Consider the following 26,067-nt stretch of genomic DNA (forward strand, 5'->3'; position numbering starts at 1 on the left):
CCGCCCTCAACAATCAGCAATCAGCCGGCTCAGTGGCAGGTCGTCGCCTCGACCGCCGAACGCACAATGTCGTCGAGGTCCTTCGAGCTCTTCCAGCCAAGTGCCTTCTCGATGCGCTCGGTCGAACACACGAGTCGGGCCGGGTCGCCAGCGCGGCGCGGGGCAATCTCGGGCGTGATCTCGATGCCCTTGGCGCGGCCGATAGCGTCAATTACTTCGAGAACGCTCGAGCCCTTTCCGGTGCCGACGTTGAATACGCGGTATTCGCGCTCGTCGTTTTCGAGGTAGCCGAGGGCGGCGACGTGCGCGTCGGCGAGATCCTCGACGTGGACGTAGTCGCGGATGCAGGTGCCGTCGGGGGTGTCGTAATCGTTACCAAAAACCTTCGGGTTCTTCCCGCATTCGAGGGTGTCGAGCACGATCGGCACGAGGTTCATGACGAGACTGTCAGCGAGCTCTGGGGAACCGGCGCCGGCTACGTTGAAGTAGCGCAGGGCGACGGTGCGCATGCCGTGAGCGCGCTCGGCGTCGGCAAGCATCCATTCGCCCACGTACTTGGTCGCGCCGTAGGGGTTGATGGGTCGGCACTCGAGTTCCTCATCGACGAGGTCAACATCGGGCGTGCCGTACACGGCCGCGGAGGAGCTAAAAACGAAGTCGCGGACGCCTGCACGCGCCGCTGCTTCGAGCACGTTGGCGAGGCCGCCGATGTTGTCGTGCCAGTACATTTCGGGCTTTTCGACGGATTCGCCCACCTGCTTGTGGGCAGCGAAATGGATCACGGCCTTCACCCCGCGCTCGCGCATCTCGCGCTCGAGAACCTCAACGGCGCCATCGGCGGTGACGTCCTGCTCAATGAGCGGAGCATCGCCGATGCGGTTGCGAAAGCCAGTCGAGAGATCATCGACAACGGCGACGGACTCGCCGCGCTCGAGAAGAAGCTGCACAACGTGTGCGCCAATGTAACCTGCACCACCAATAACCAAAGTTGTCATGGCCTCAGTCTAAACGCCCCACCCTCTGGAACCTCCCCGGAATCTCCACGCAAATCACACGCCGCAACCACGAAATAGATATTTCGCGCCGTAAACTGACGGGCATGACCGTGCCAGAATCGTCCGAACCCACACTGCCCAAGCGCAGCGCGGGTCGACATCGATACGTGAGGCCCACCAAGGCCGATTCGATCGCACAAAAAAACGCCCGGGAACGCCATGAGGCGGCGCAGCGGGAGCATGGTTTCGACCTCTCCCGCAGGCAAGCTTCTCAATTCCCGAAGCCCGGCAGCACGAGGGCTGAGGCAGCCGTCGGAACCGCCACCGAAACGGAGAAGCCTGGGACTGTTGCCCGCCTCGCCGAGGGCGCGGCCGTGACTCCACTTCCCGAGGGCGTGATGCGCACCGAGCCGCTTCCGAACGTGCGCCCACGCGGCCACGAGGGCGCTGCTGCGCGCGACGATGACGATTCGATTCCCACGGGCGCACCCACGAGCATCGGCATTGGCCGTCGAACGAGTCTTGAGGAAGGCTCGCTCGCGCGAGCGTCGGTGTGGACGACAAGCGGCAGCGTGTTCCCCGGATTCGGCCTCATTCCCACAATGTGGCGCAAGCTCGGTATCGCGCTCATGGTGCTCGCCGTGCTCATCGTGGGGGCCGGCGCCGCGCTCCTTGCGTTTGGTGATCCAGCCACCCTCGTGTTCCACTACGGCACGCGCCGCCCCGTTGTGATCGCCGCACTCATCGCCGTGATCGTGGGCACTCTCGCGTGGGTCTCGACGATTTTCTTCACGAACCAGCTACACAACGTGCGCGAGAAGCTGCGCGGGCCCGCCCGCACTGCGTCGCGGTCCCTCGCCTACATGCTTGCACTCGTCGTAGCAATTCCGGGTGTGTACACCGCCCATAGCCTCTACGCCACCCAAGCGCTGCTTGGTAACTCGAAGGTTTTTGCGGGCTCGGACAAACACAAGCTCGCCCCCGGCGTCGATCCGTGGGCGAACCGCGAACGCGTCAACATCATGCTGCTCGGCCAGGATGCCGGTCCCGACCGCACGGGCACTCGCCCCGACACCATCATGGTCGCCTCGATCGACACGAAGACGGGCCGCACGGCGCTCTTCTCGATCCCTCGCAACCTTCAGTACGTGCGCTTCCCGAAGGGTTCGGCTCCTGCGGAAGAGTTCCCGGACGGCTTCACGTATTTCGGCAAGGACCAGAACCTCATTAACGCGGTCTGGTCGTGGGCCGAGGGCGTGCGGCCCGATCTATTCCCGGGCGACAACAACCCGGGTCTGACTGCGACCACAATGGCCGTCGAGGAAACGCTTGGCCTCAAGGTCGACTACTACGCGATGGTGAACCTCCAGGGCTTCGCCGACCTCGTCGATGCGATCGGCGGCGTCGATATCGAAGTGGAGCGTGACATCCCGATCGGCGGCGGCGCGTCGAAGGTCGAGGGTTACGTCAAGAAGGGCTGGCAGCACCTCGATGGCTTCCACGCCCTGTGGTACGCCCGCTCGCGCCACGGCTCGAGCGACTTCGACCGCAACTGCCGCCAGCAGCGCATCGTGCGTACCGTCGCGGAAGAAGCGAACGTGTCCTCGCTCGCGCTCAATATCCCGAAGCTGATCGGTGCGACCGAACGCAATATCGAGACGGACATCCCGCGCAGCCAGGTCGAGGCGTTTGCGGACCTTGCGCAGCGCATCCAAAAGGGTGGCTTCAAGTCGTACCCGATCAACCCGACCGTGACGCATTCGGGCAACCCCGACTACCCGTACATCAAGAAGTGGGTGCAGGCGTCGATTGCCGATTCGATGGTCGGCTACGGCGAGGTGCCCGTGAGCGGCAAGCCCTCAAGCGGCGCCGCGGGTGGCACGCCCTCGGGTGCTGGTGCTCGCAATTCGGCGCCGCAGCGGATCCGGATCGTTCTTCCGCTTGAGCCGACCACCGATGGCGACTCGAACGACGGTGACTCGACAGACTCGGGCGAGACCAAGACCCCGACGGTCAATCAGGACCCGCTCGCACCGTGCATGCCGGGCAACGAAGACCCGATGGGCTAACCCCTCACCGCGAATAGCGCCCTGGTGCGGCTCGCTTAGGCGAGCTGCAGCAGGGCGTTTTCGATAACTTCGGGCATGGCGGGGTGAATCCAGTACTGCTTGGTCGCGACGTCGCGCGCGTTCAGGCCGAAGCTCATCGCCTGGATAGGCACTTGAATGAGCGTCGCAGCCTCGGGGCCGATGATGTGCGCACCGAGGATCCTCCCGGTCTCAGCCTCGGCGACGATCTTCACGAAGTCACCCGGTGCCTCGAGCTCCATCGCCCACCCGTAGGCGACGTCGGCAAATTCCTGGCGTGCCACCCGGATCTCCCGCCCGGTCGTTTCTGCCCACTCGCGCGCCTCGCGCTCGGTCATGCCCACCTGCGCAATGTGCGGGTCGGTAAAGACAGCGGCGGGGATCGGCATGTCGTCGCTTCGGCGCAAATCGTGCGGGTGGAGGATGTTGTGGCGCGCAACCTTCAGCTCGTAGTTCGCGACGTGCTTGAGTTGCGCCGGCGAACTGAGGTCGCCGATCGAGTAGACCCCGTCGAGCACCTGGCCGCTCGGGTCGAGGGCTCGCTGGTAGGCATCGACCATGACACGGCCGCCATCATCGACGCCGATGCCCCCGGCCGCGGCTTCCAGGAGGTCACTGTTGGGCGTGCGGCCGGTCGCCACGAGAATGTCGGCGACGGTGAGGGTTCGGGCCACCTCGCCTGTGGGGTCCGACGGTTCCAGGTCAATCTCGACCCCGTTTGCTGTGCGCCGCACCCGAGTGGTCGAGGCATTGAGGTGCACGTGATAACGCGCGGAAGCGACCTCGGTGATGCGGTGCGCGATGTCCTCATCGAAGGCGCGAAGAAGAGTTCCGGAACGAGCGATGAGGTGCACGTCCACGCCGAAAGCGTCGAGAATGTGCGCAAACTCGAGGGCGATCACGCCCGAGCCGAGGATCGCGATTGACTCGGGAAGCTCCTCAAGCCGCATGATCGTGTCGCTCGTGAGCGGTTTCGCCTCTTTGAGCCCGGGAATACCGGGAATCGCGGGACGCGAGCCGGCGGCAAGAAGGACAGTATCGGCGGTAATGTCGCGCGTTCCGCCGTCGGTCTCGACCGCGAGGCGTTTAGGGCCCGTAAACCGCGCCGTACCGCGAATGAGCGTGAGGTTAGCGTTGTCCGGGTGGGAGGCGCGGTACTCCTCACCCCCGTGGGAGATCGGGTCAATCCGGTTGAAAATCCGCTCGCGCACCGCCGGGAATCCGACGCCGCCCAGCCTCGAGTCGACCCCGAACTTCTCCGCGTGCTCCTCTTTCGCGTTTTCAGCGACGGTGGCCGTGTGGACGAACATCTTCGTGGGAATGCACCCGACGTTGAGGCAGGTCCCGCCGAAGATGTGCGCGGGTCCCACGCCACGATCGATATAGACGATGGATTTGTCGGCGAATTCGGGGCCCGGGAAGGAGTTGCCTGAACCGGAGCCGATGAGGGCGATATCGAAATGTTCTGGGGCGCTCATGGTCTCAAGGATACGGGCCGCCCGCCGCGAGCTTCGAGACCGTGAAACAATGTCCACCATGCGCGAAATTCTCGACACTATGCCAGAAGCCAGCGAGCGAATGCTGCTGCTCACGGCCCCTATCGAGAATGAACTCGTGATCACGAAATCCCGATTCCTCGCCTACCTCGCGCCCGTCGAAACCGTCGAGGAAGCCGACCATCTGATCCGCGAACGCCGCGCGCTCCACCCGAACGCGCGTCACCACTGCACGGCCCTCACGCTCGGCACACCGGTACACCTACAGCGCTCCAACGACGACGGCGAGCCAAGCTCCACGGCCGGGATGCCCATGGCGCAGGCCCTTAGAGGGCGGCACATGACGAACATCCTCGCCGTTGTCACGCGCTATTTCGGCGGGATCAAGCTCGGCGCAGGCGGCCTCGTACGTGCCTACGGCAGCGCCGTGACCGACGCCCTCGATGCCGCAAGCGCAAAGAAGCTCGTGCGCGAGCGCGTCGTTCGCCAGGTCACGGACCTGAGCGTCGGCTACGACCTCGCGGGGACATTCGAGGCATCGATCCGCGCATGGGCAGACAGCGCCGAAGGCGTGAGCATCGGCGGAGCCGATTACACCGCGCACGGGCTCACCCTGCGCCTCATCCACCGCGTGGACGCTGCTCCTGACCTGGAGCGGGCTACGGCGGAACTATCGAGCGGCGCTGTGAACGCGGCAACCGTCGGATATACCTACGCCGATGTGCCCGCCGGATTTTAACCCCCGCGAAACACCGCGAGTGTGCGAAAAGTCCCGCAGAGGCCTATAGTGCTTGGAGGCCGCGGAACCGCGCGCCTAACGCTGACAATGGAGTCTTGATGAAAAAGATCCTGAATTCACTGCTGACGAAGATCGTCATCGCGATTGTGCTTGGCATTCTCGTGGGGCTTGTTGCGCCGGACTGGCTGTCGCGGGGGACGGCAACGTTTTCGAAGCTTTTCGGCAACTTCCTGAGCTTCATCATTCCGCTCATCATCATCGGCCTGATTACGCCCGCCATTTCCGAATTCGGTAAAGGCGCTGGCAAGTGGCTCGGGGTGACTGCTGCGCTCGCGTACGCCTCGACGCTCGTCGCTGGCACCTACGCAATCGCCGCCGGCTACCTCACCTTCCCCACGCTCCTCGGGGAGAGCACGAAACTCGGCGGGGTAAGCGAGCCAGAAACGAGCTTCGAGCCATTCTTCGAGATCGCCATGGATCCCATCTTTGGCGTGATGACGGCACTCATTACGAGCTTCGTGATCGGCCTTGGCATCGTGGCTGTGCGCGCCGCCACCATTCACGAGGGTTTCCTCGAGCTGCGCAAGATCGTGAACACCACGATTTCGAAGATCATCGTGCCGCTTCTGCCGCTCTACATTTTCGCCATTTTCGAAAACATGACGGCGAAGAAAGAAGTGTGGGACATCATCATGAAGATGCTCCCGATCGTGGTGCTCGCCTTCGTGCTCACGGCGATCATGCTCGTTCTTCAATTCACTGCGGCCGGTGTTGCCAAGGGCAGGAACCCGTTGGTCATGCTCGGCAAGATGCTTCCCGCCTACGCCACCGCGCTTGGCACAAGCTCGAGTGCCGCGACGATTCCCGTGACGACTCGCTGCGCTGAGGATGCCGGCGTGTCGAAGCCCGTAGCCAACTTCGTGATTCCGCTGTGCGCCACGATCCACCTCGCCGGCTCGACCGTGAAGATCACCCTGTTCGCCTTCGCGATCCTGTGGACCACCCACGGCGACTACAGTTTCGCGAGCCTACTCGGCTTCGTGGCAATGCTCGGCGTGTCGATGATCGCTGCTCCCGGCGTGCCCGGCGGCGCGATCGTGACGGCTTCGGCGCTTCTCGCGGAGCAGCTCGCGTTCAATGAATCGCAGGTGGGCCTCATGGTGGCCCTCTACGTGGCGCTCGACTCGTTCGGCACCGCCACGAACGTCACGGGCGACGGTGCGATCGCGGCGATCGTGGATCGCCTCTCGGGCGGCAAGGTCAGCGACGATGACGACGAGGAAGTCGCCACCGCCGAGAACGCTGCTTCGCCGACCACTGCTGAGGGACCTGCTGCGGCCTAAGCGCTGCACACTGCATCACCGCTGAACATAGCAGCATCGCTGCACCGCACAGCACCACTGCAGTGAGCAATTGGAAAGGCGTGGCTTCGGCCGCGCCTTTCCTTCGCCTCGGGCCCACCCCAGATTCCCGTAGCTAGCCCCATTGCCGTCGCTCTCCATAAAGAAACTGGCCTCCACACCCCCACCCAAGCCAGCAACCCCGCACTTTCTTCACCATCCGCGACGGAAAAGCTTCAGATCGCGACGCGAGACACCGGCACAGCCTTAGATCGCGACGGCTCAGCCTTGGACCGCGGCGCAGCCCCCACCCGCAACACCTCAGCCGGCGCGCCCGAAGCCACGTCTCCTAGGTCGCAGCGCTCAGCCGATAGGTCGCAGCGCTCAGCCGAGGGCAGCCCTCACCGTGCGGGCCTTCGTGAATGTTTCCTCGATCTCGGCGCCGGCATCGCTCAGGCGCGTGATCGCACCGCCAACGCCGAAGCGAGCGCCGGCCTCATCGAGCACCGCCGTGCGGATCACAATGCTGAGCGATGCCGCCCCGTTCGGCGAGATCCACCCGATCGCGCCGGAGTAGACGCCACGCGGCCCTCCCTCCAAGTCGCGAAGAAGCTGCACCGTGCGAAGTTTCGGCGCACCTGTCATCGAGCCGCCGGGGAAGGCCGCCTCGATGGCGTCGAGGGCGGTGCGGCCGGGCGCGAGCCTGCCGGTAATGGTGGAGATCATCTGGTGCACCGTTGGGAAGGACTCCACCTGGTAGATGTGCGGCACCTTCACGCTGCCAGCCTCGCACACGCGCGAGAGGTCGTGCCGCACGAGGTCGACGATCATGAGGTTTTCGGCTCGGTCTTTGCGGCTTGCGGCGAGCTCGGCGCGCAGTCTCGCATCCTCCTCCGGATCTGCGGAGCGCGGTGCCGTTCCCTTGATCGGGCGCGATTCAACCTCACCTGCGGCGCTCACCTCGAGAAACCTCTCGGGCGACGCGCTCGCGACGCTCCACTTTCCACACTGAAGAAACGCTCCGTAGGGAACGCGCGCCACGCGGCGCAGCTGCGCGTACACGTCGAGGGGGTCGTACTTCCCCGGCACCTGCGCCTCGTTCGTGAGGCACAGCTCGTAGCTTTCGCCTTCGTTAATGAGTTCCTGGCAGCGGTCAATCAATTTCGCGTATTCCGCCACGGTGTGCCGGTAGGTGGACGCGGGTGAGGGTCCGACGCCAGCTTCCGCCTCACCGCCCTGATCTTCCCCGTGCGCTTCTCCCGCCCCCGTGAGCACGCTGACCAGATTCCGAGTCGTTTCAACGATCCACGAATGCTGTTCCCCCATCGTTCCGGGATGATCCGCATCGGCGTCGAGCTCCGCGAGCGCCACGGCCCTCGCCGTGCCGCGATCATGGTCGATCACGAGTGCGCGCGTGAGAAACACCAGGTGAGCATCGGGTTCCATGTCCTCGCGAGACTCTCGCTCGAGCCCGAGGGTTTCGGCACCGAGCCCGTAGCCGAGGTAGCCCACGTATCCGAGGGCGAAGCCGCCAAGGGCCTGCGACGCGCGCCGCCCCTCTTCATCGAGCCGCACCGCGTTCAGCCTCATCCGCATCGCGCTGAAGAACCCGTCCTTTGCGGGAACGCCCTCGACGCGTTCGTCCTCCGGAACTCGATACTCGAAAAGGTGCGCCCCTGGGCCATCGCACGCGCCCATGATCGAGAAGCGCGAACGGTGATCCTCGCTTGCCGAGTCGAGCCACACCGCCCGTTCGTGCGCTGAAAAAAGGTTGCGGTAAAGCGCTTCAGCCTCTGTGAAAACATTCGTCAACGTCACCTCGCTGCCGAGCAGCAACGTGTGGGTCGCGGGCGCTGAATCGGGTGCGGAGGCGAGCGTCGGCGCTGAAAACTCTGGGCCGACGCTCGCCGCGCCAACGTCGGAGCCCACCGCCGAGGGCCGGGCCGAGCCCGCCCCTGCACTGTTTTCACACTGCGCGGTCGTGGGGCGAGGACATGGTGCGGCCCCGCCGCCGACGGCGAGAAAGGCGCGCATGAGGTCGAATCCGCCTTCGGTGCGAATCGACTCAGGGTGGAATTGCACGCCCCACGCGTTGCGCCCGCGCAAGCGTGCTGCTTGGATGACGCCGTCGGCGGTAGTACCAAGAACTTCCAGTTCAGGCGGGCAATCGTCGATCGCGAGAGAGTGGTAGCGCACGACCCGCAGCACTTTCGGCAGGCGCGCGAACACCGGATCGTTTGCCACTGTGTCGGCGAAATGCACCTCATCCTCGAGACCGTGCATGGGGGTGGGCGCACGGTCCACGCGCCCGCCGTGGGCGACGGCCATGAGCTGCAGGCCAAGGCAAATACCGAGCACGGGGATGCCCCGTTCGAGTGCTTCTCGATAAACGTCCGGGGAGCAACCGAGGTCACCGGGGTTGTGCGGTGTTCCGGGGCCCGGGCCGATGATCACGTGGCTAATGCCATCGAGGCTCGGGCGTGGCCCGCTCGCGAGCACCACCTGCGGCATCTCGCCCGAGGCTTCGGCGACGAGGTGCGCGATGTTGAACGTGAACGAGTCGTGGTTGTCGATGATCAGCACGCTCATGCGGCAAGCTCCCCGATCGGTTCGGCGCGCTCCCACAGCGCGGCCTGGAAGTCCCGCGCAGCGGGAGCGAAGGGGCCGCGGGGAGGGGCGTAGGTGTCGGCAATGTGCGGGGCGGGCAGGTCCGTGAGTCCGACGGTTGCCTCGCGCACCCCGTGCAGAGAACTGAGCAGCCATACGGCGTCGGCCTCGAGAAGGCGCTGCTTGGTGAGGGGCGCCGCGAGGGTTTCGTGGCCGCGCTCGCACGCGATCTTCACGATCAGGCGTTCGGTGACGCTCGGCAGGCGGTCGGTATCGATGCTCGTGACGAGCACGCCGTTCGTCCACAGGACGACGCTCCCGTATGCGGTTTCGCTGTAGTGGATTTGAGGGGCGAGGGGGTGCGAGGTGCCGTCGGGCTTTCCGGCGCTGCTCACCTCCGCTGAGCGTGTGCGCAGAAGGGCGTCGCTCGCGCCGTTGTTCACGGCCCACGCGCGCACCCGTTCCTGCCAGGCGAAATCGGGGCCCTTGAGGCGCGGGTGGGTGCGCTCATCGCTGCCGGGATAGGCGATCAGGTGCGCGTTGGTCTCCAGGCGCTCCTCCGCGATGGAACGCGGATCAAAGGTGTAGCTGAGCTCGCCGCCAACATGCTCGAGGGTGAGTTTTGGGAAGAACAGGTCTGACTCTCCCCCGAGTGCGTGCGCGGCTTGTTCGTAGAGCGCCGTGACGGCGTCGTCGATCGCGCCCGGGGCCACCTCGGCGCCCCATAACTCGTGCGCCGACTCGCACATACGCTCCCGGTGTGCGCTCGGGGCTACCGCGCGGCCGTCTCGCACGAGGAAGGAATCAACGAGTGGCACGGCAGGGCTCCTTCACAGTGATCGCGCGGGCAGGTGGGCGGGGCGTTGCAGGCGACATTGTTGCTGGCTGCAGTGATAAAGGTACACCGGCTTGAGCTTGCGCAGCGAGGGGCAAGAAGAACTACAGCAGCCCAGGCCCGGTTGCTCTTTATGAAGAAACCAGCCAACCCAAGCAGCGGCAGGGCCGGGATGAGACAGATTCTTCATAAACAGAGACAGGAAGAGCGGGGCGCGGACGACGGCTCAAAACGGGCGACCACGACCTGGCGGGCACAGAAAACGGGCGGCCCGGTCATGATGACCAAGCCGCCCGTTCACATGTCGAGTGGGCCCTGCGGGGATCGAACCCGCGACCCGCGGATTAAAAGTCCGATGCTCTGCCAACTGAGCTAAAGGCCCCTGTTACTCGAACTACAACAGCATAGCGGGCCCGCGCCCCGCCTCCAAGTTCGCGGGGCGCACCTCACGCATGCGCACGGCGAGAAACAGGTCAAAAATGTGAGCCCTGACCAGGCGGTGTCAAGAATGTGTCAGGAAAAATCGGCGCCGCGTCAAGAACGCGTCAGTTTTCATTCGGGCCTGGGCGACCTCGACGTTCGATAGCAGTGCCGCTCAACCGAGCGACTTCGCACACCGGGTACCCCGGTTGCGGATCCGCCACGCCGGAGGGTTTCCGGCAGCACCATTCAGGAGCCATACCGTGCTCGACATTGTGTTTGTCGTATTGACGACCGTGTTCTTCGGAGGATGCCTGGGCCTCGCATCGGCGGTGAGCCTGCTGTGACCATCCTCGATATCGCCTGGCTGCTCATCTGCGCAGCCGCAATCGTGTACGTGACCTATGCACTCATTCGACCGGAAAGGTTCGGGTAGTCATGGCGTTCGTTCAAATCCTCGTTCTCATCGCGGCACTCGTCGCGGTGCATCGACCGCTCGGCGCGTACATGGCGCGCACCTTTACCTCTGAGCGCCACCTGTGGCCGGAGCGGCTCGTGTACCGCTTCGCGGGGATCCGAACAGACCGCGAGCACTCGTGGCGAATTTACCTTCGCAACATTCTCGCCGTCTCCCTCCTGAGTGTGCTCGGCCTCTACATCCTGCAGCGTGTTCAGCAGTGGCTGCCCATGGCACACGGCCTCGGCCCTGTCGAAGAGACGCAGGCGTGGAACACGGCAACCTCGTTCGTGACCAACACGAACTGGCAGTCGTACGGCGGTGAAACGACGATGTCCCATCTCACGCAGATGTTGGGCATGTCGTTCCAGAACTTCATTTCGGCCGCCGTCGGAATCTGCGTGGCTATCGTGATCATTCGCGGTATTGCCCGCCATGACACGGATAAGCTCGGCAACTTCTGGGTTGACCTCGTGCGCTGTAACTTCCGCATCCTTCTGCCGATCGCGTTCATCGGCGCGATCCTCCTGATCGCCGGCGGCGCCATCCAGAACTTCAACGCGGCCCAGCACGTGCACACTCTCACCGGTGGAACACAGATCATTCCCGGCGGGCCCGTCGCGAGCCAGGAAGCGATCAAGGAGCTCGGCACGAACGGTGGCGGTTTCTTCAACGCGAACTCCGCGCACCCGTTCGAGAATCCGAACGGTCTCACGAACCTCATCGAGATCTTCCTGATCCTGCTTATCCCGTTCGCCCTCCCCCGCACCTACGGAATCATGGTGGGCGACAAGCGTCAGGGCTGGGCTGTTCTCGGCGCGATGGCTGTTCTCGCGATCGGTTCGCTGGCCGCCACGACCGCCCTCCAGCTTCACTTCGCGGGCGATCACCTCGCCGCGATGGAAGGCAAGGAGGCGCGCTTCGGGATCGTCGGTTCGAGCTTGTTTGCGACCGCGACGACGCTCACCTCAACGGGCGCCGTGGACTCGATGCATTCGTCTTACGAACCGATCTCCGGCAGTTTGTTGATCTTCAACATGCTTCTCGGTGAAATTGCGCCGGGCGGCGTCGGTTCCGGCCTGTACGGCATGCTCGTCATCGCGATCATGAGCGTGTTCATCAGCGGGCTCATGGTGGGCCGCACGCCCGTCTACATGGGCAAACGCATCGGCCCGACCGAGGTCAAGCTTCTGAGCCTGTACATCCTCGTCGTGCCCGTGCTCGTGCTCGTGGGCTCGGCGGTCGCCATCGCCCTGCCGTCGACGGCGGCGTCGCTCGCCAACGGCGGCCCCCACGGCTTCAGCGAGGTGCTGTACGCGTTCACGTCGGCGTCCAACAACAACGGTTCCGCCTTCGCGGGTCTCAATGCGAACACGCCGTTCTTCAACGTGGCGCTCGGTCTCGCCATGCTGCTTGGCCGCTTCCTGCCGATGCTGTTCGTGGTGGCGCTCGCGGGCAAGCTCGCCGCCAAGGAGGTTGTCGCGACTAACCGCGGCACCCTGCGCACTCACACACCTCTCTTTGCAGGCGTCATGGCCGGCATCGCGCTCATCGTGACCGGCCTGTCCTTCCTTCCGACGCTCGCTCTTGGACCACTTGCTGAAGGACTCATGAAATGACTCAGGTACAGGTGACCGACCGCGTGTCTTCGCAGCCTCACGAGGAGAAGACCGCGAATTCCGGATCAGGCTTCACGCCGCGCGCACTTGCCAAGGCGCTCCCGCAGGCGCTGCGCAAGTTGAACCCCGCGCACATGGTGCGCACGCCCGTCATGTTTATCGTCGAGATGGGCGCGCTCATCACGATCATCGTGGGCTTTTTCAAGCCGAGCGTGTTCGTGTTCTCGCTCGCGATCTGGCTGTTCCTCACGGTCGTGTTCGCGAACCTCGCCGAGGCTGTGGCCGAGGGTCGAGGTAAGGCGCAGGCCGATGCGCTCCGTTCCGCGAAGACAGCGGCCGTGGGCCGCGTGCGCCGCGAGGATGGAAGCATCGAGGAGGTGCCCGCTGCGGATCTTCGCCCCGGCGACATCGTCGTGGTGTGTGCCGGCGAGACGATCCCGGGCGATGGCGACGTCGTCAAGGGTGCCGCGACGGTCGATGAGTCTGCGATTACGGGCGAATCCGCTCCCGTGATCCGCGAAAGCGGCGGTGACCGTTCGTCGGTCACGGGCGGCACGCGCGTCCTTTCGGACGAGATCGAGGTGCGCATCACTTCGGAGCCGGGCAACACGTTCGTGGACCGCATGATCGACCTCGTCGAGGGTGCGCAGCGGCAGAAGACCCCGAATGAGATCGCTCTTTCGGCGTTCCTTTCGGTGCTCACGCTCATCTTCTTGTTCGTCGTCGCGACGCTCGTCCCCATGGCCGATTACGCGGGCGCGAAGCAGCCGATCGAGATTCTCATCGCCCTGCTCGTGTGTCTTATCCCCACGACGATCGGCGCGCTCCTTTCGGCGATCGGTATCGCCGGCATGGATAGGCTCATGCGCCGCAACATCATGGCGACGTCGGGCCGCGCGGTCGAGGCCGCTGGCGACGTGACGACTCTGCTGTTGGACAAGACCGGCACGATCACGGTGGGTGATCGCCAGGCGAGCGCGTTCATTCCCGCGAGCGGCGTGAGCGATGACGAAATCGCGTACGGCGCGCTCCTGTCTTCACTTGCGGACGAGACTCCTGAGGGCCGCTCAATCGTGGAGTTCGCAACGACGACCATGGGTGTTGGCCCCATTCCCGAGAGCGAGTACCTGGACGCTGAATTCATCCCGTTCAGCGCGGAGACCCGCATGAGCGGTGTGAAGCGCACCCCGGAGCACACCATCGTGAAGGGTGCGGCCTCCGAGATTCTCAAGTGGGTCGCTGCGAAGGGCGGGGCCGTCACGGAGGATGTCAATGAGGCCGTACGGGCGATTTCTTCCGACGGTGGCACCGCCCTCGTCGTCGCCGAAGAAAAGGCCGGCGAGCGCCGCGTTCTGGGGAGCCTGCACCTCAAGGACGTCATCAAGGAAGGCATGACGGAGCGCTTCGCGCACCTTCGCAAGATGGGCATTCGCACCGTCATGATCACCGGTGACAACGAGCTGACCGCTCGCGCGATCGCGAAGGAAGCCGGGGTTGATGACTATCTCGCGGGGGCGAAGCCCGAGGACAAGCTCGCGCTCATTCGCAGTGAGCAGCGCGGTGGGAACATGGTCGCGATGACGGGTGATGGCACGAACGATGCCCCTGCGCTTGCGCAGGCCGACGTCGGCGTGGCCATGAATACCGGCACGCAGGCCGCGAAGGAAGCCAGCAACATGGTGGACCTCGATTCGGATCCGACGAAGCTCATCGAGATTGTGGAGATCGGCAAGCAACTGCTCATTACGCGCGGTGCTCTCACGACCTTCTCGATTGCGAACGACGTGGCGAAGTACTTCGCGATCGTCCCCGCGATGTTCGTGAGTGTTTTCCCGGGTCTCGACGCGCTCAACGTCATGCGCCTGAGTTCACCCGAGTCGGCGATCCTTTCGGCCGTGATCTTCAACGCGCTCATCATCGTTGCGCTCATTCCTCTCGCACTCAAGGGCGTGAAGTATCGGCCGGGTTCTGCGAACCAGCTCCTCGGCCGCAACCTGCTCATCTATGGCCTTGGCGGATTCATCGTTCCGTTCATCGGGATCAAGCTCATCGACCTTGTCGTGAGCATCATTCCCGGGCTCTAACCATGAGGGCCGAGCCGCGAGGGCGCCGCTTCTCGTGACCTCTCCGGCTCGGCCCCACCACCACTGTCGTTTTTCTCTCGATTGGAAAACTCATGAACTCGACACTCTCGGGACTCGTCTCCGCCGTGTGGCGCTCCACGCGCGTTCTTCTTGCCCTTCTCGTTGTGCTTGGCCTGTTTTATCCGGCGGCCGTGTGGGTCGCGGGCCGGGCGTTCGCTCACAATGCCGACGGTTCCATGATGAGCCTCGATGGCCGCACCGTTGGATCGTCCCTGATCGCTCAGGACACGTCGAAGGACCCCGCTCTGTTCCACCCCCGGATGTCGGCGGGCAACTACGACGGTTTGGCTTCGGGCGGCTCGAACTTGAGCCCCGTCGGTGAGGAGATCACCGCGCAGGTCGCTGAGCAGCGCGCCCTTATCGCCCGCGAGAACGGCGTGGATGAGGCCGTTGTCCCCGCGGATGCGGTGACCGCGAGCAGTTCCGGTCTCGATCCACACATCAGCCCGGAGTATGCTCGCATCCAGATCGAACGAGTGGCGAAGAACTCGGGGCTTTCGCGGTCAGCTGTTGCACAGCTCGTCAAGAAGCACACCCAGGGGCGAACCCTCGGCTTTGCAGGCGAAGAGGTCGTCAACGTCAATGACCTGAACCTCGACCTGCTTGCGGCGAAGGACTGACATGAACACGGTGCGCGGTGTACTCAAGGTGTATCTGGGGGCTGCCCCCGGCGTAGGTAAAACCTGCGCGATGCTCGAGGAGGCCCATGACCGCCTGAAGGGCGGGGAGGACGTCGTCGTGGGCGTCGTTGAAACCCACGGGCGTTCGGGGACCGCCGCGAGGCTTGAGGGGCTGCCGGTGATTCCGCCTCGGCGGGTGAGCTATCGCGGTTCGACGTATGACGAACTTAATGTTCCGGCGATCATCGAGCGCAAGCCCGACGTCGTTCTCGTGGACGAGCTCGCTCATACCGTGCACGGCGAGGATACGACGGCGAAGCGCTGGCAGGATGTTCACCGTTTGCTCGATGCGGGCATCAATGTCATCTCGACCGTGAACATTCAGCACCTTGAGTCCCTCAACGACGTGGTCACGAACATTACGGGCCACGTGCAAAACGAGACGATTCCCGATCCGGTCCTGCGCGAAGCGGAGGAGGTCGAGCTGATCGACCTGAGCCCCGATGCGCTGCGCGTGCGGCTGCGGCAGGGGCAGGTGTACGGGCCCGCGACCGTGGATGCGGCGCTCAGCAAGTTCTTCCGCAAGGGGAACCTCACTGCGCTTCGCGAGCTCGCGCTTTTGTGGCTCGCCGATCAGGTCGACGATGGTCTCGAGAAGTACCGCAGCGAGGAGGGCATCAAGGAGCCGTGGGCGGCGCGCGAGAGGATCCTCGTGGCCGTGGGCGGCGGCCCGAAGACTGCCGCGCTCATTCGCCGTGGCCGCCGCATCGCCGGGCGCATCGCCGGCCGCGAGCTCCTCGTCGTTCACGTCCTCGCGGCGGATGGCCCACCGCGCATGTCGCCCGAGCAGATGAGCGAGGCGCGCTCCCTTACCGAATCTCTCGGCGGCTCGTGGCACGTGCTTTCGGGCGATGACGTCCCGCGCACGCTCCTCGATTTCGCCACGACCGTGAATGCGAGCCAACTCGTCGTGGGCGCGTCGCGTCAGGGCTTCGCGCAGCGGCTGCTCATGCGGTCCACGAGCGCCGCGATCATCGACGGTGCCGGCGACATCGACGTGCACATCGTCGCCGTGGACCCGCCCGCCACGCACTGGTCGGCTCCCGCGCCGCCCACGAGCCTCTCCCCCGCGCGGCTCGCGACGGGCTGGGTACTCGCGACCATCCTGACGATCGTCGTCACCCTCGCGAACCTCTCGCTCGGCGATCCCACGGCACACCTGTCCACGGCGATCATGAGTTTCGTGCTCGCCTCCGTCGTCGTCGCCCTCGTGGGTGGCCTGTGGCCGGCCCTCGCGACCGCCATCGGTGGCGCGCTCTTGCTCAACTGGTTTTTCACCGCGCCCACGCACACGCTGTCCATCACTGAACCGAAGAACATCTTCCTGCTCATCGTGTTCGTGCTCGTCGCGGTGCTCGTCGCCCAGGTTGTCGACGGCGCTGTGCGCCGCCAGCGCGAGTCCCAGGAGGCGCGCCGGCACGCGCAGCTCATGACAGAGCTTGCCCGCTCCGTGATCCGCGACGGCATCGGGATCCAGGAGATCCTTGAACAGATCGCCACGACGTTCGGCCAGGATGGCGTCGCCCTCGCCACCGTCGAGGGCACGGCGCTCGTGCCCGAGTACAAAGTAGGCATCCCGATCGAATCGGTCACGCTCGCCGACGAAGCCTTTTCGCTCGACGACCAGCACGTTCTCGCCCTCGTTGGCCGCCCGCTCACGTCGAGCGAGCAGCAGCTCCTCGAGGCCTATTCGGGCCGGCTCGTGAGCCTCATGACCCAGGCGCAGCTCAACCGGGCCCGCACGCAGGCCCGGCAGCTCGAGGCCGCGAACGCCGTGCGCACGGCGCTTCTGACGGCCGTCTCGCACGACCTGCGCACCCCGCTCGCGACGATTAAAACGGCCGTCTCCGGTCTCCTCCTCGACGACGTTGATCTTCCCCGCGACGCACAGGTGGAGCTTCTGCGCACGATCGAATCGTCCTCGGACAGGCTAGATCGGATCGTCGCGGACCTCCTGGATATGTCGCGCATCCACACGAATAAGCTCGAGGTTAAGGCAGTCACCGTCGGACCCGCCGAGCTGGTTGCCCAAACCCTCCACCACATGGACCCCTCCCTCGTGCCGCCTTCGCTCGAGGTGCGCGTTCCGCGCGAACTGCCGGCAATCACGACGGATGCGGCGCTCATGGAGCGCGTGCTCGAGAACCTCATCAGCAACGCCGCCAAACACACCGACTCGGGGGTCACGATCGACGCGACACAGGACGGCGAGCGTATCCTCATTCGCGTGATCGATTACGGACCCGGCCTCACCGAGGAGAGCAAGGCACGCCTGTTCACGCCCTTCACACGGTTCGGTGACACGACGAACAGCCACGGGCTGGGCCTCGGCGCCGCGGTCGCACGCGGGCTCGCGGAAGGCGTGGGCGGCACCCTCACCGCCGACGACACTCCAGGAGGTGGGCTCACAATGGTGCTGTCACTGCCGCTCACGATCACCCCAGCCACCGCCGACAGTGCACCTACCCCCGCACACAACACTGTTGGGAGCGCGTCATGATTCTCATCGTCGAGGACGACCCGGCACTGGCGAGGGCCATGACCGTGAACCTCACGGCCCGCAAATACCAGGTGCTCACGGCAACGACCGGGGAGCAGGCGCTCGTGATGGCCGCCGACAACCCGATCGAGGCCGTCCTCCTCGACCTCGGCCTGCCGCACATGAGCGGCCTCGACGTCATCGACGGAATCCGCGGCTGGTCAGACGTCCCGATCATCGTCGTGACCGCCCGCCACGAAACCCACACGAAAATCGAGGCGCTCGATCGCGGCGCCGACGACTACGTGACCAAACCCTTCGCGCTCGGGGAGCTCCTTGCGCGTTTGCGCGCCAACCTCAGGCGGCGAACGTCGGGCTCCCCCTCCCCCGTCGTGACCACCGCCGACGGGCGCCTCACGATCGACCTCGCCGCAAAAACCGCGACCGTCAACGGCACGCCGGCGCGCCTGACCCCGCACGAGTGGGGCATCGTGAGCTACCTCGTGAGCCACCCCAATCAGCTCGTGCGCAAGGACGAACTTCTCGAGAACGTGTGGGGCCCCGAATACACGAACGAGGCCGGCTACGTGCGCGTCTACATGTCGCAGATCCGCCAGAAACTCGAGGAGGATTCCTCCGCCCCGCGCTACTTCCTCACCGAACCGGGCCTCGGCCACCGCTTCGTGCTTGGGGACTAGGCGCGAGCCACGTGCCTCGAGGCAAGACATTCGTTGAAGACTATTGGCACGCGCCCACCACTCACTCCGGGCCCGGCCCTCGCCGCATGTCAGAACAACCACAAGCGTCGGTTTCGTGCATACTTGACCTCGACACGCACGCCGCGAAGGAGAACGCCCATGGCACGTCGCTGGCCCGCCCCGCCTGCGCGCGAGCGCGGCGAGGTTTTGCTTGCGAGTGGTCCGAGCAGAGTTTTCCATTGCATTTACAGCTTTCCCTCCGCGATTTCCGCGGTTCTCTTTGGGGGGGGGTGCCACGTTTCTCGTTCTCGATCCGGGGAAAGCCACGCAAGCGGAGCTCGTCATCGGGACGATCCTTCTGGCGGGCCTTGGCTTCTTATTTTCGCGGGGTTCGTGTGGTGCAGGCGCTTTGGAGTGTGGGCTACGCAGCGCGGTGTGCTCGTGCGCTACATTCCGGGCCGAAGGAAATTCCTCCCGTGGGCTGCCATCGCCGCTTTCGAACCCGGCATGCACGATGGAGTGGAGCTGCGATCCCTGACTGCACGCATGGTCGATGGCACGAGCCACATGGTGCCCATTTTCTATCGAACGGACGGGCAACGAGATTTTCTCTCCTCGACAATCACGCCCGACGGCGCCCGCTACGTGGGCTCCGACGTGAACCCCGCGGTCGTGCTGCCCCAACTGCTTGACCTGCATCGCCAGGGGCAGCTCGGGGCATAGCCGGGCTCGTGCACCGATCCCCTACAACAGCGTCTCGTCGCACCGGTCGCCTGCCATACTTGAGTCAAATCCTCCCACCACGAAGGAGCGCGCCCATGGCATCACGCTGGCCCATCCCACCTGCCAAAGAGCGCGGCGATGTTCTCCTCTCGTCCGGCCCCGGCGCTATCTACCGCTGGATCTACGGCGGAACGTGCGCGTTTTTCGCCGTGCTCATCGCGGTCGCACTCGTGATGACCAACCTCTTCCCCCACGACACTTCTGGTGCAGAGCGCGCCGTTCAAGCGGTCGTCTTTAGCGGCCTCATCCTGTTTCTCGTTTTCGGATTTCTGCTTTTCACCACGCAGGGGGTGTGGGCCACGCGAGAAGGCATTCTCATGCGCTCGTTACCGGGCACGGGAAAGTTCCTCCCGTGGAGCGAGATCACCTCTTTGGAGCCGGGCCAGCTCATCGGCACACGCGTTCGCACCCTCATCGCGCACACGTCCGAAGGTGAGAGCCTCAGGGTTCCCGTTTACTACAGATGGGGCACGTCGAGGGTGAGGTTCCGCGCGAAGCTCACCCCCGAAGGCTCCCGCCTCGTGGGTCCCGACCCGGATCCCGCGGTGGTGCTCCCCAAGCTGCTCGAGCTTTATGGCGCCCACGGCCTTCAGAGTTCTCTGTAACCAGGTTCGCCGAAACTCGTTTCACGGCACATAAGAGCCCTCCCCGCGCCACCTCGTGGCGACGCGGAAGGGAGGGCTCGATATGTTCCCGGAGCGGGGCGACCCGGTGGGGCTACCCCCAGATCTCCGCGACGGCCGCAATGAGTTCGGGGCTCGCCTGCTCGTAGTCGAACGTCTTCGGCAGGTGGCCCGACGGCGCCTTGCCGAACGCCGAAATTTCACGCATGAGCGAATCGGGGCGCTTCGCGGCCACACCGGCGATCGCCTGCTTGAGCGTGAAGCCAATTTCGGCGTCGTTCACGAGAGCACGAAGGCGCGCGTAGCGCACGTCGCGCCCCTTCTCGGTGTCGTCGAGAACGGTGCCGAATCCGGTGCTCGTGAGCGTTGCTTCCTCGCCAACCTTGAGGCCGGTGACGGTGATCGTCGACGCGTGCGGCGCGGGCCGATCAGCCGGGCTGAGCTTGCGAACGCTGAGCTCATCGGCAAGTTTTTCAGCGCCGGGGGCGAAGGTAGCGTCGGAGCTTTGCGCCTCCAGATCCCCAAACCCAGCCGGGTCATGCCCGAGCAGCCGCACGCGCCACTCACGCCGCTCGAGCGCCTCGCGCGCCACCTCGGGGGTGTCGGCGGGGATCGTGATGCTGAGGGAGTTTTCCGACGCCTGCACGGCCACGCGCACGTGGCTCCACACGAGATCGTCGCTTGCCTTCCACTCTTCGTGGAGCGTGAACTCGCCATCGCCACCCGCGGCAACGATCAACTCGAGCACCTCGGGGTTGTCCTCAATTTTCTCGGGAACCGCACCCGCCGGCGTGAGCGGGAGGATGCCGCCGGCGCGCACGAGAACGGGGATCGAGCCGAGTGGGCGGAACATCTCCTGCGTAAACGCGCCAGAATCGGGTGTGCCGTAACGCTGCTCGGTGAACAGGTCGAACCACATGCCGCCGGGCAGGATCGGCTCGACGCTGCCGCGGCCCACATCCTTCGCGGCGGGGCGCGTAATCGGCGCGACGAGAAGCTCGGAGCCGAACAGATACCCCTGATCGTTGCGATACGTGGGGTATTGCGGCGCCTCGAAATACACGGGCTCGACGATCGAGCGACCCTCGTGGTGGGCGCGGTAATTCATCGAGTGCAGGTACGGCACGAGGCGGTGACGAAGGCGCAAATGCGCCGCCTGGATCTCGCCGTGCGGGGCCGGGAAGTTCCACGGCTCCTTCACGGCGAACGGAGAATTCGACGAATGCAGGCGGTTGATCGGCGAGAACACGCCGAACTGCACCCAGCGGGTCGCGAGCTCGTTATCGCGAAAGCCCTCCATGTGCCCGCCGATGTCGTGGCTCCACCAGCCGTAGCCGATGTTCGCCGCGGCTGCCGTGAAGGCAGGCTGGAACGCGAGCGACTCCCACGTCACGATCGCATCGCCCGAGAAGCCCACGGGGTAACGGTGCGAGCCGGGGCCCGCGAAACGCGAGAACGTGAGCGGGCGCTCGATCGACCTCTCGCTGCGGGTGAAATGCTCGTGGTTGAGCACCCACAGCGGGTCCACGCCCTCGACGCTCGAATACGGGCCCGACTGCCAGTCGATCCACCAAAAATCCGTGCCCTCATCCTCGAGGCGCTTGTGGAGCACATCGAAATAGGCGTCCATGAACTCATCGTTGTTCACGTCGAACGGGATGGCGGTGCCGTCGGCGGGCTTGCCGAGCGCCTCGCACATCGCCTCATACGCTTCCTCGAATGCGCGCACACCATCGGCCGGGTGAATGTTGAGGGTCACGCGAAGGCCGCGCTTGTGCAGCTCCTCGAGGAAACGCTCCGGATCAGGGAAAAGGTCACGATTCCACGTGTACCCCGTCCATCCCGAACCGTACTTCGGGTCCACATCGGTAAGGTGCCAATCCATATCGATCACCGATACCGAGAACGGAATATCCTCCGCGCGGAACGCATCCATGAGCTCGAGGTAGCTCTCCTCGCTATAGCGGTGATAGCGCGACCACCAGTTGCCAAGCGCGAACTTCGGCACGATCGGCTGAGGGCCACTGATCGCGAAATAATCCCTCACCGCGGCCACGTGATCGCGACCCGCAGCGAACACGAAAAGATCAATGCTGCCGTCCTCGGCAGCGCGGGCGCGCAGGCGGCCGTCGGAATCAAACACCATCGAGCTCGAATCATCGATCTCCGCATACCCCACCGTAGAGTTCACGCCCGGCTCAAGCGGAATCTTGCCGTCGGCAACATCGAGCGTACGGGCCGCGCCACCGAGGTTCCCGTCAAGCGCGCGCTGGGTCTCCCCGTTCAGCGCAAGCTGACGATCCGCGGGAAGCGACAGATCCTGCCCGTACCGCCACACCGAGTGATACGCCGAAACCCCACCCTTGACCTCAACCTTGAGGCCGTTCGCCGTAAACGGGCCGCGATCGTATTCGAGGTAAAAATTCTCCGTCTCGACCGTGAGGCGGCCCTGGTACTCGCCAATCGAGTACTCGGAAGGCTCCAGCACCACGTCACGATTGATCGCGAAGGTCGACGGGCGATCCTCGAACGCGCCACTCGGCGAATACTCGAGGCGCACCACGCGCGGCGTGACCGGCGTGATCCGAAAGTGCTCGCCAACGAGTTCAGCGGGAAGGGCAATATCAGGCATGAAGTCTCCTCATCTCGCGCGAGCCCCGCATGGACTCACCCCCTCAGCCTACGTGCGTGATCTGGGCCAATACCGTGCGACTTTATGAAAAAACCAGAGCGTGCAGCCCTTAAGAGGGGGCCGCAGCCCTGGAATTTTCATTGAGAGTGGCGCAAGGAGTGTGCCACCGGCGCCTCTGCTTAGCTCTCGAGCGGCCTCGCGTCGAGGTCGAAAGCCATGATCGCGGCCATCGCTAGCGCACGCTCCTGATCGGGCTGAAGGAAGCCAATCGTTCGACCGAGGAGCGACGAAGGGATCGTGACCGTGTTGTCGAGAGAGGCGGCAGAGCGGTGGTCGAGGCCGTTACGCTCCCCTAGCTCAACTTCGCTCGAGAGCCCTTTGACCGTCGAGGTGATGGGCGCGACCGTCACCTTGGTCATCGCACTTCGAGCGACCTCTCGCGTCAGCACAAGAACCGGTCGGGTCTTGTCGAGCTTCGCAAGGCAGATTTCACGCACGTCAGTCCTCGAATGAGGCGTGGTGCGCGGTCCACTCCACGAGGGAGTCGAGATCATCCTGCGGGCCTTCCGCATTCACGATTGCAGCGTCCGCAAGCGCCGCTTGCCGCCTCTTCTCCCTTTCGAGAGCGAGGCTCACGAGATCGGCTCGGCTTCCGGCGATCCCTGTCGACACGCTCCGGTCAAGGAACTCCACGAGGTCGTCGGAAAGACGCAAGGATATTTGCACCGTCATGCCTTCAGCCTACCAAGGTGAATCCCAATCTGGGATGCACTGCCAACTTCGACGTGACGGCGACAAAACAGGCCAAAACGCCGGTGAAATGCTGGGTTGGAGCCAAAGTAGTGCCGGGTTTGTACCGCTGCCGCGTGGGACTTGCGCCTATTCCGTGCCAGTCCATGAAAAAAACTAGAGCGTGCAGGCCCGAAAAGGCGCTGCAGCCCCAGAATTTTCATAGAGAGTGACGCCCCGGCGCCTACATCGCGTTGCGGCGGCCCTTTTCGGCGCTCGTCGCGTGCCCCTGCGGGTTGGCCTCGAGCACAAACCGAAGCACGTGCAGCGCCGTGCGCTGAAGCTCGCCGAGGGTGAGGCCGCCGTCGGAACCAAGCGAATCCTTCACGCCCGTATCGCACGTATCGCCGCCGTGCTCCTTGCTGCCGGGCATGAGCACGTCGATGCCGCCGCGCACGCGGTAGGCGCTGTAGCGCAGGGCCGGGAAGTTCGGGTCCTCCACCATGCGCATCCACCAGTCGGTCATCACGAGGCCGTCGAAGCCGAACTCTCCGCGCAGGATCGTGGTCACGAGGTCGTAGCTGTAGTGGCCCCACACCCCGTTGATCTTGTTGTACGAGGTCATGATGGTCTGCGGCTGCGATTCCTTCACCATGATCTGGAAACCGCGCAGGTAGATTTCGCGCAGTGCACGCTCACTGACGCGCGAATCGGAGAAGATGCGGTTGTGCTCCTGGTTATTGGCCGCGTAGTGCTTCGGGCACGCCGCGACGCCCTTGGACTGCACGCCGTTGACGATCGCGGCACCCATGAGGCCCGTGAGCAGCGGATCTTCCGAAAAATACTCGAAGTTTCGGCCACACAGCGGATCGCGTTGAATATTCATGCCGGGGCTGAGCAGAATGTCGGAGCCCTTGGCGAGCATCTCCTCGGCGTGAAGCTCGGCAAGCTCGCGCACCCCCTCGGGGTTCCACGTGGAAGCGAGCGCGGTGCCGCACGGCAGAAGCGACGCAAACGCGGAAACACGCAGGCCAGAGGGGCCATCCGTCGTGATCGCGGGCGCCACACCCCGCTCGCGCAGGGACTCGGTCACGCCGCCAAGCGCACCGGCATTGCCGCGCACGCCAAGGGGGCTGTCCATGGTCGTGTCACCGTAGGCGAGGGCAATGAGATCCTCAGTTCCGACGGTTGCCACGAATTCCTCGAGGCTCACCTTCCCGGCGCGCACCTCCTCAAATGAGGGCGCGGCAGCGCCTTCGGCGGGGGCCGCCAGCTCCTTGGGCAAGTGCTCAAGGATGCGGCGGGCAAGGTCACGCTGCTCCTCGGGGGCGGGTTCGTATCCGACGGTGGCCTCGCCATCGTCGCCCCGCGTGAGGATCATGCGGTCAAACCCGCAGCCCTTCTGGATCGAGGAGGCTTCTTCGAGCTGCTGCACAACGATCAGGTTCTCGATCTCGATCTCGCCGGCAAGCTCGGTGTCCTTCACACTTTGACCCACGTGCAGGCGATACGTGCCGGGCTCGAGCACGTAGGCGCTCCTGTGCCCCGTTGCTCCCGAATCGTCGTAGGAGGCGAAGTCGCGAAGATCAACGTCGAGGCTCACCGTGGCGCTTTGGCCAGCGACAACGCTGCCGGTGCGGGTGACAGCCGCGAGGCGGCGCGCGGGCTGGGAGAGCTTCCCATCAGGGGTTTCAAGGTAGGCCTGCACAACCGTGCTGCCTCCACGTTCGCCCGTGTTCTTCGCAGTGACATCGAGGTGGGCACGGGTGGCGTCGGACCCAAGATTCCCGAGGCCGAGCGAGAACGACGTGTAGCCGAGGCCCTCCCCGAAGTGGAATTGGGCGGCGCCTGGCGCGAACGTTTCGTAGTAGCGGTAGCCCACGAACACATCCTCGACGTAGTTCGTAACGTCCGGGTCGCCGAAGTTCTGCGCGCTCGGGGCGTCCTCGTAGCGGCGCGCGATCGACGCGGTGAGGCGACCACCAGGCTCCGTGACGCCGGTCAGGACATCCGCGAGCGCGTGTCCCGATTCCATGCCGCCCGCCCACGCGATCACAAGCGCCGAAAGCGGGTAGCGCTCCGCCCACGACAGGTCCATGACGTTGCCGGCATCGATCACGGCGACCGTGCGCTCAAACGCGGCACTGACCCGTGCGATCAGGGATTCTTCCTGCTCAGTGAGGAAGTACGAGCCGGGCGCGAGCTCCGCGTCGCGGTCCTCCCCCGCCGCGCGGCCGATCACCACAATGGCCACATCGTTGCGCCCCGCGGCGGCGTTGATCTGCTCATCGTCGAGGTCAAGCTCGGGGTAGTGCGTGGGCCACTTGCCCCACACCGTGCCCGGATCCGCCGGGTGCTCCTCGCTAAAGCGATCGTAGGCCGCGGCGAGCTCCTCATCGACCTTCACAGCGCCCGACTCGCGAAGTGCATCCGTGAGGTTCGAGATGTACGGCGGGTTCACATCGCCGCCCGAGCCATAGCCGACGGCCAGCCAGTCCTTCGCCGTGCGACCAAAGAGAGCGACGCGGCTCTCGAGCGCAAGCGGCAGCACGCCATCATTGCGAAGAAGCACCGTGCCCTGCGCAGCGAGTTCACGCGCCTTTGCCGCAAGCCGCGGATCGAGACGGCGATCCGCCAAACCATCGGCGGCGGTCGAATGCTGGGACATCGTTTCGTGACTCATGGTGCTCCTCGTTGATGCTCG

19 protein-coding genes and 1 tRNA gene are annotated in these 26,067 nt (G+C 64.7%); 11 read left to right on the plus strand and 9 right to left on the minus strand.

Annotated features, from left to right (window positions below):
• Nucleotides 1-29 precede the first annotated feature (29 nt).
• A complete protein-coding gene (galE, locus tag FXY94_RS00820; protein WP_016663109.1) occupies nucleotides 30-995 on the minus strand; it encodes a UDP-glucose 4-epimerase GalE in 966 nt (321 codons plus the stop codon).
• Between the two features lie 104 nt (nucleotides 996-1,099).
• Here galE and FXY94_RS00825 point away from each other — a divergent pair, with 104 nt between their 5' ends.
• Nucleotides 1,100-3,064 carry an LCP family protein gene (locus tag FXY94_RS00825; protein ID WP_051120589.1) on the plus strand — a complete coding sequence of 655 codons (1,965 nt, stop codon included), beginning with the start codon at nucleotides 1,100-1,102 and terminating at the stop codon, nucleotides 3,062-3,064.
• Nucleotides 3,065-3,099: 35 nt separating this feature from the next.
• On the opposite strand, the gene FXY94_RS00830 is transcribed toward FXY94_RS00825, so the two are convergent.
• Nucleotides 3,100-4,560, minus strand: a complete 1,461-nt coding sequence (locus FXY94_RS00830) for a mycothione reductase (RefSeq protein WP_016663111.1) — start codon at nucleotides 4,558-4,560, stop codon at nucleotides 3,100-3,102.
• A gap of 49 nt (nucleotides 4,561-4,609) precedes the next feature.
• On the opposite strand from FXY94_RS00830, the gene FXY94_RS00835 reads away from it, so the two are divergent.
• Together FXY94_RS00835 and FXY94_RS00840 are read left to right on the plus strand one after the other, a co-directional pair.
• Complete coding sequence (locus tag FXY94_RS00835) at nucleotides 4,610-5,317, plus strand: IMPACT family protein (protein WP_016663112.1); 708 nt, start codon at nucleotides 4,610-4,612, stop codon at nucleotides 5,315-5,317.
• A gap of 98 nt (nucleotides 5,318-5,415) precedes the next feature.
• Nucleotides 5,416-6,660, plus strand: a complete 1,245-nt coding sequence (locus tag FXY94_RS00840) for a dicarboxylate/amino acid:cation symporter (RefSeq protein ID WP_016663113.1) — start codon at nucleotides 5,416-5,418, stop codon at nucleotides 6,658-6,660.
• A 381-nt stretch (nucleotides 6,661-7,041) separates the two neighbouring features.
• Here FXY94_RS00840 and pabB read toward each other — a convergent pair whose 3' ends face one another.
• From pabB to FXY94_RS00855, 3 genes are all read right to left on the minus strand, one after another.
• The gene (gene pabB, locus FXY94_RS00845; RefSeq protein WP_016663114.1) at nucleotides 7,042-9,246 is read right to left on the minus strand and encodes an aminodeoxychorismate synthase component I; all 2,205 of its coding nucleotides are present in this window, start codon (nucleotides 9,244-9,246) and stop codon (nucleotides 7,042-7,044) included.
• Nucleotides 9,243-10,082: an aminotransferase class IV gene (locus FXY94_RS00850; protein WP_016663115.1), complete on the minus strand. Its 840-nt coding sequence runs from the start codon at nucleotides 10,080-10,082 to the stop codon at nucleotides 9,243-9,245. The genes pabB and FXY94_RS00850 overlap by 4 nt, the downstream gene beginning before the upstream one ends.
• A gap of 326 nt (nucleotides 10,083-10,408) precedes the next feature.
• A tRNA-Lys gene (locus FXY94_RS00855) sits at nucleotides 10,409-10,481 on the minus strand.
• Between the two features lie 348 nt (nucleotides 10,482-10,829).
• Between FXY94_RS00855 and FXY94_RS00860 the strand changes: the two genes are divergently transcribed.
• The 8 genes from FXY94_RS00860 to FXY94_RS00895 all read left to right on the plus strand — a co-directional run bounded on the left by FXY94_RS00860 (nucleotide 10,830) and on the right by FXY94_RS00895 (nucleotide 19,984).
• Nucleotides 10,830-10,955 carry a potassium-transporting ATPase subunit F gene (locus FXY94_RS00860; protein ID WP_082628504.1) on the plus strand — a complete coding sequence of 42 codons (126 nt, stop codon included), beginning with the start codon at nucleotides 10,830-10,832 and terminating at the stop codon, nucleotides 10,953-10,955.
• A gap of 2 nt (nucleotides 10,956-10,957) precedes the next feature.
• Nucleotides 10,958-12,595: a potassium-transporting ATPase subunit KdpA gene (gene kdpA / locus FXY94_RS00865; RefSeq protein ID WP_016663116.1), complete on the plus strand. Its 1,638-nt coding sequence runs from the start codon at nucleotides 10,958-10,960 to the stop codon at nucleotides 12,593-12,595.
• The gene (gene kdpB / locus FXY94_RS00870) at nucleotides 12,592-14,679 is read left to right on the plus strand and encodes a potassium-transporting ATPase subunit KdpB (RefSeq protein WP_016663117.1); all 2,088 of its coding nucleotides are present in this window, start codon (nucleotides 12,592-12,594) and stop codon (nucleotides 14,677-14,679) included. Before kdpA ends, kdpB begins: the two co-directional genes overlap by 4 nt.
• A gap of 92 nt (nucleotides 14,680-14,771) precedes the next feature.
• Complete coding sequence (locus FXY94_RS00875) at nucleotides 14,772-15,359, plus strand: potassium-transporting ATPase subunit C (protein WP_016663118.1); 588 nt, start codon at nucleotides 14,772-14,774, stop codon at nucleotides 15,357-15,359.
• A gap of 1 nt (nucleotide 15,360) precedes the next feature.
• Complete coding sequence (locus FXY94_RS00880) at nucleotides 15,361-17,919, plus strand: DUF4118 domain-containing protein (RefSeq protein ID WP_016663119.1); 2,559 nt, start codon at nucleotides 15,361-15,363, stop codon at nucleotides 17,917-17,919.
• A complete protein-coding gene (locus FXY94_RS00885; protein ID WP_016663120.1) occupies nucleotides 17,916-18,596 on the plus strand; it encodes a response regulator in 681 nt (226 codons plus the stop codon). The genes FXY94_RS00880 and FXY94_RS00885 overlap by 4 nt, the downstream gene beginning before the upstream one ends.
• 414 nt (nucleotides 18,597-19,010) lie before the next feature.
• Nucleotides 19,011-19,319 (plus strand): hypothetical protein, encoded by a 309-nt coding sequence (locus FXY94_RS00890; RefSeq protein ID WP_040386340.1) that lies wholly within the window; start codon nucleotides 19,011-19,013, stop codon nucleotides 19,317-19,319.
• A 95-nt stretch (nucleotides 19,320-19,414) separates the two neighbouring features.
• Nucleotides 19,415-19,984, plus strand: coding sequence for a hypothetical protein (locus FXY94_RS00895; RefSeq protein WP_016663122.1), 570 nt, complete (start codon nucleotides 19,415-19,417; stop codon nucleotides 19,982-19,984).
• A 112-nt stretch (nucleotides 19,985-20,096) separates the two neighbouring features.
• Here the strand turns inward: FXY94_RS00895 and FXY94_RS00900 are convergent, their stop codons facing one another.
• The 4 genes from FXY94_RS00900 to FXY94_RS00915 all read right to left on the minus strand — a co-directional run bounded on the left by FXY94_RS00900 (nucleotide 20,097) and on the right by FXY94_RS00915 (nucleotide 26,046).
• A complete protein-coding gene (locus FXY94_RS00900) occupies nucleotides 20,097-22,634 on the minus strand; it encodes a glycoside hydrolase family 31 protein (protein ID WP_016663123.1) in 2,538 nt (845 codons plus the stop codon).
• Between the two features lie 179 nt (nucleotides 22,635-22,813).
• The gene (locus tag FXY94_RS00905; protein WP_016663124.1) at nucleotides 22,814-23,131 is read right to left on the minus strand and encodes a type II toxin-antitoxin system PemK/MazF family toxin; all 318 of its coding nucleotides are present in this window, start codon (nucleotides 23,129-23,131) and stop codon (nucleotides 22,814-22,816) included.
• 1 nt (nucleotide 23,132) lies between these two features.
• A complete protein-coding gene (locus tag FXY94_RS00910; protein WP_016663125.1) occupies nucleotides 23,133-23,366 on the minus strand; it encodes a ribbon-helix-helix domain-containing protein in 234 nt (77 codons plus the stop codon).
• 241 nt (nucleotides 23,367-23,607) lie between these two features.
• Entirely contained in the window at nucleotides 23,608-26,046 is a 2,439-nt protein-coding gene (locus FXY94_RS00915; RefSeq protein WP_016663126.1) for a glycoside hydrolase family 3 protein, read from the minus strand.
• Nucleotides 26,047-26,067 lie beyond the last annotated feature (21 nt).

Origin of the sequence: Dermabacter jinjuensis (genome assembly GCF_902381725.1) — a bacterium.
Lineage (GTDB): Bacteria > Actinomycetota > Actinomycetes > Actinomycetales > Dermabacteraceae > Dermabacter > Dermabacter hominis.

Bases quoted from the DNA above. Each gene is read 5' to 3' on its own strand.
- FXY94_RS00840 (WP_016663113.1), top strand. From the start codon at position 5,416: ATGAAAAAGATCCTGAATTCACTGCTGACGAAGATCGTCATCGCGATT.
- FXY94_RS00900 (WP_016663123.1), bottom strand. From the start codon at position 22,634: ATGCCTGATATTGCCCTTCCCGCTGAACTCGTTGGCGAGCACTTTCGG.
- FXY94_RS00895 (WP_016663122.1), top strand. From the start codon at position 19,415: ATGGCATCACGCTGGCCCATCCCACCTGCCAAAGAGCGCGGCGATGTT.
- FXY94_RS00880 (WP_016663119.1), top strand. From the start codon at position 15,361: ATGAACACGGTGCGCGGTGTACTCAAGGTGTATCTGGGGGCTGCCCCC.
- FXY94_RS00875 (WP_016663118.1), top strand. From the start codon at position 14,772: ATGAACTCGACACTCTCGGGACTCGTCTCCGCCGTGTGGCGCTCCACG.
- pabB (WP_016663114.1), bottom strand. From the start codon at position 9,246: ATGAGCGTGCTGATCATCGACAACCACGACTCGTTCACGTTCAACATC.
- kdpA (WP_016663116.1), top strand. From the start codon at position 10,958: ATGGCGTTCGTTCAAATCCTCGTTCTCATCGCGGCACTCGTCGCGGTG.
- FXY94_RS00835 (WP_016663112.1), top strand. From the start codon at position 4,610: ATGTCCACCATGCGCGAAATTCTCGACACTATGCCAGAAGCCAGCGAG.
- FXY94_RS00915 (WP_016663126.1), bottom strand. From the start codon at position 26,046: ATGAGTCACGAAACGATGTCCCAGCATTCGACCGCCGCCGATGGTTTG.
- FXY94_RS00825 (WP_051120589.1), top strand. From the start codon at position 1,100: ATGACCGTGCCAGAATCGTCCGAACCCACACTGCCCAAGCGCAGCGCG.
- FXY94_RS00830 (WP_016663111.1), bottom strand. From the start codon at position 4,560: ATGAGCGCCCCAGAACATTTCGATATCGCCCTCATCGGCTCCGGTTCA.
- galE (WP_016663109.1), bottom strand. From the start codon at position 995: ATGACAACTTTGGTTATTGGTGGTGCAGGTTACATTGGCGCACACGTT.
- FXY94_RS00885 (WP_016663120.1), top strand. From the start codon at position 17,916: ATGATTCTCATCGTCGAGGACGACCCGGCACTGGCGAGGGCCATGACC.
- kdpB (WP_016663117.1), top strand. From the start codon at position 12,592: ATGACTCAGGTACAGGTGACCGACCGCGTGTCTTCGCAGCCTCACGAG.
- FXY94_RS00860 (WP_082628504.1), top strand. From the start codon at position 10,830: ATGCCTGGGCCTCGCATCGGCGGTGAGCCTGCTGTGACCATCCTCGAT.
- FXY94_RS00910 (WP_016663125.1), bottom strand. From the start codon at position 23,366: ATGACGGTGCAAATATCCTTGCGTCTTTCCGACGACCTCGTGGAGTTC.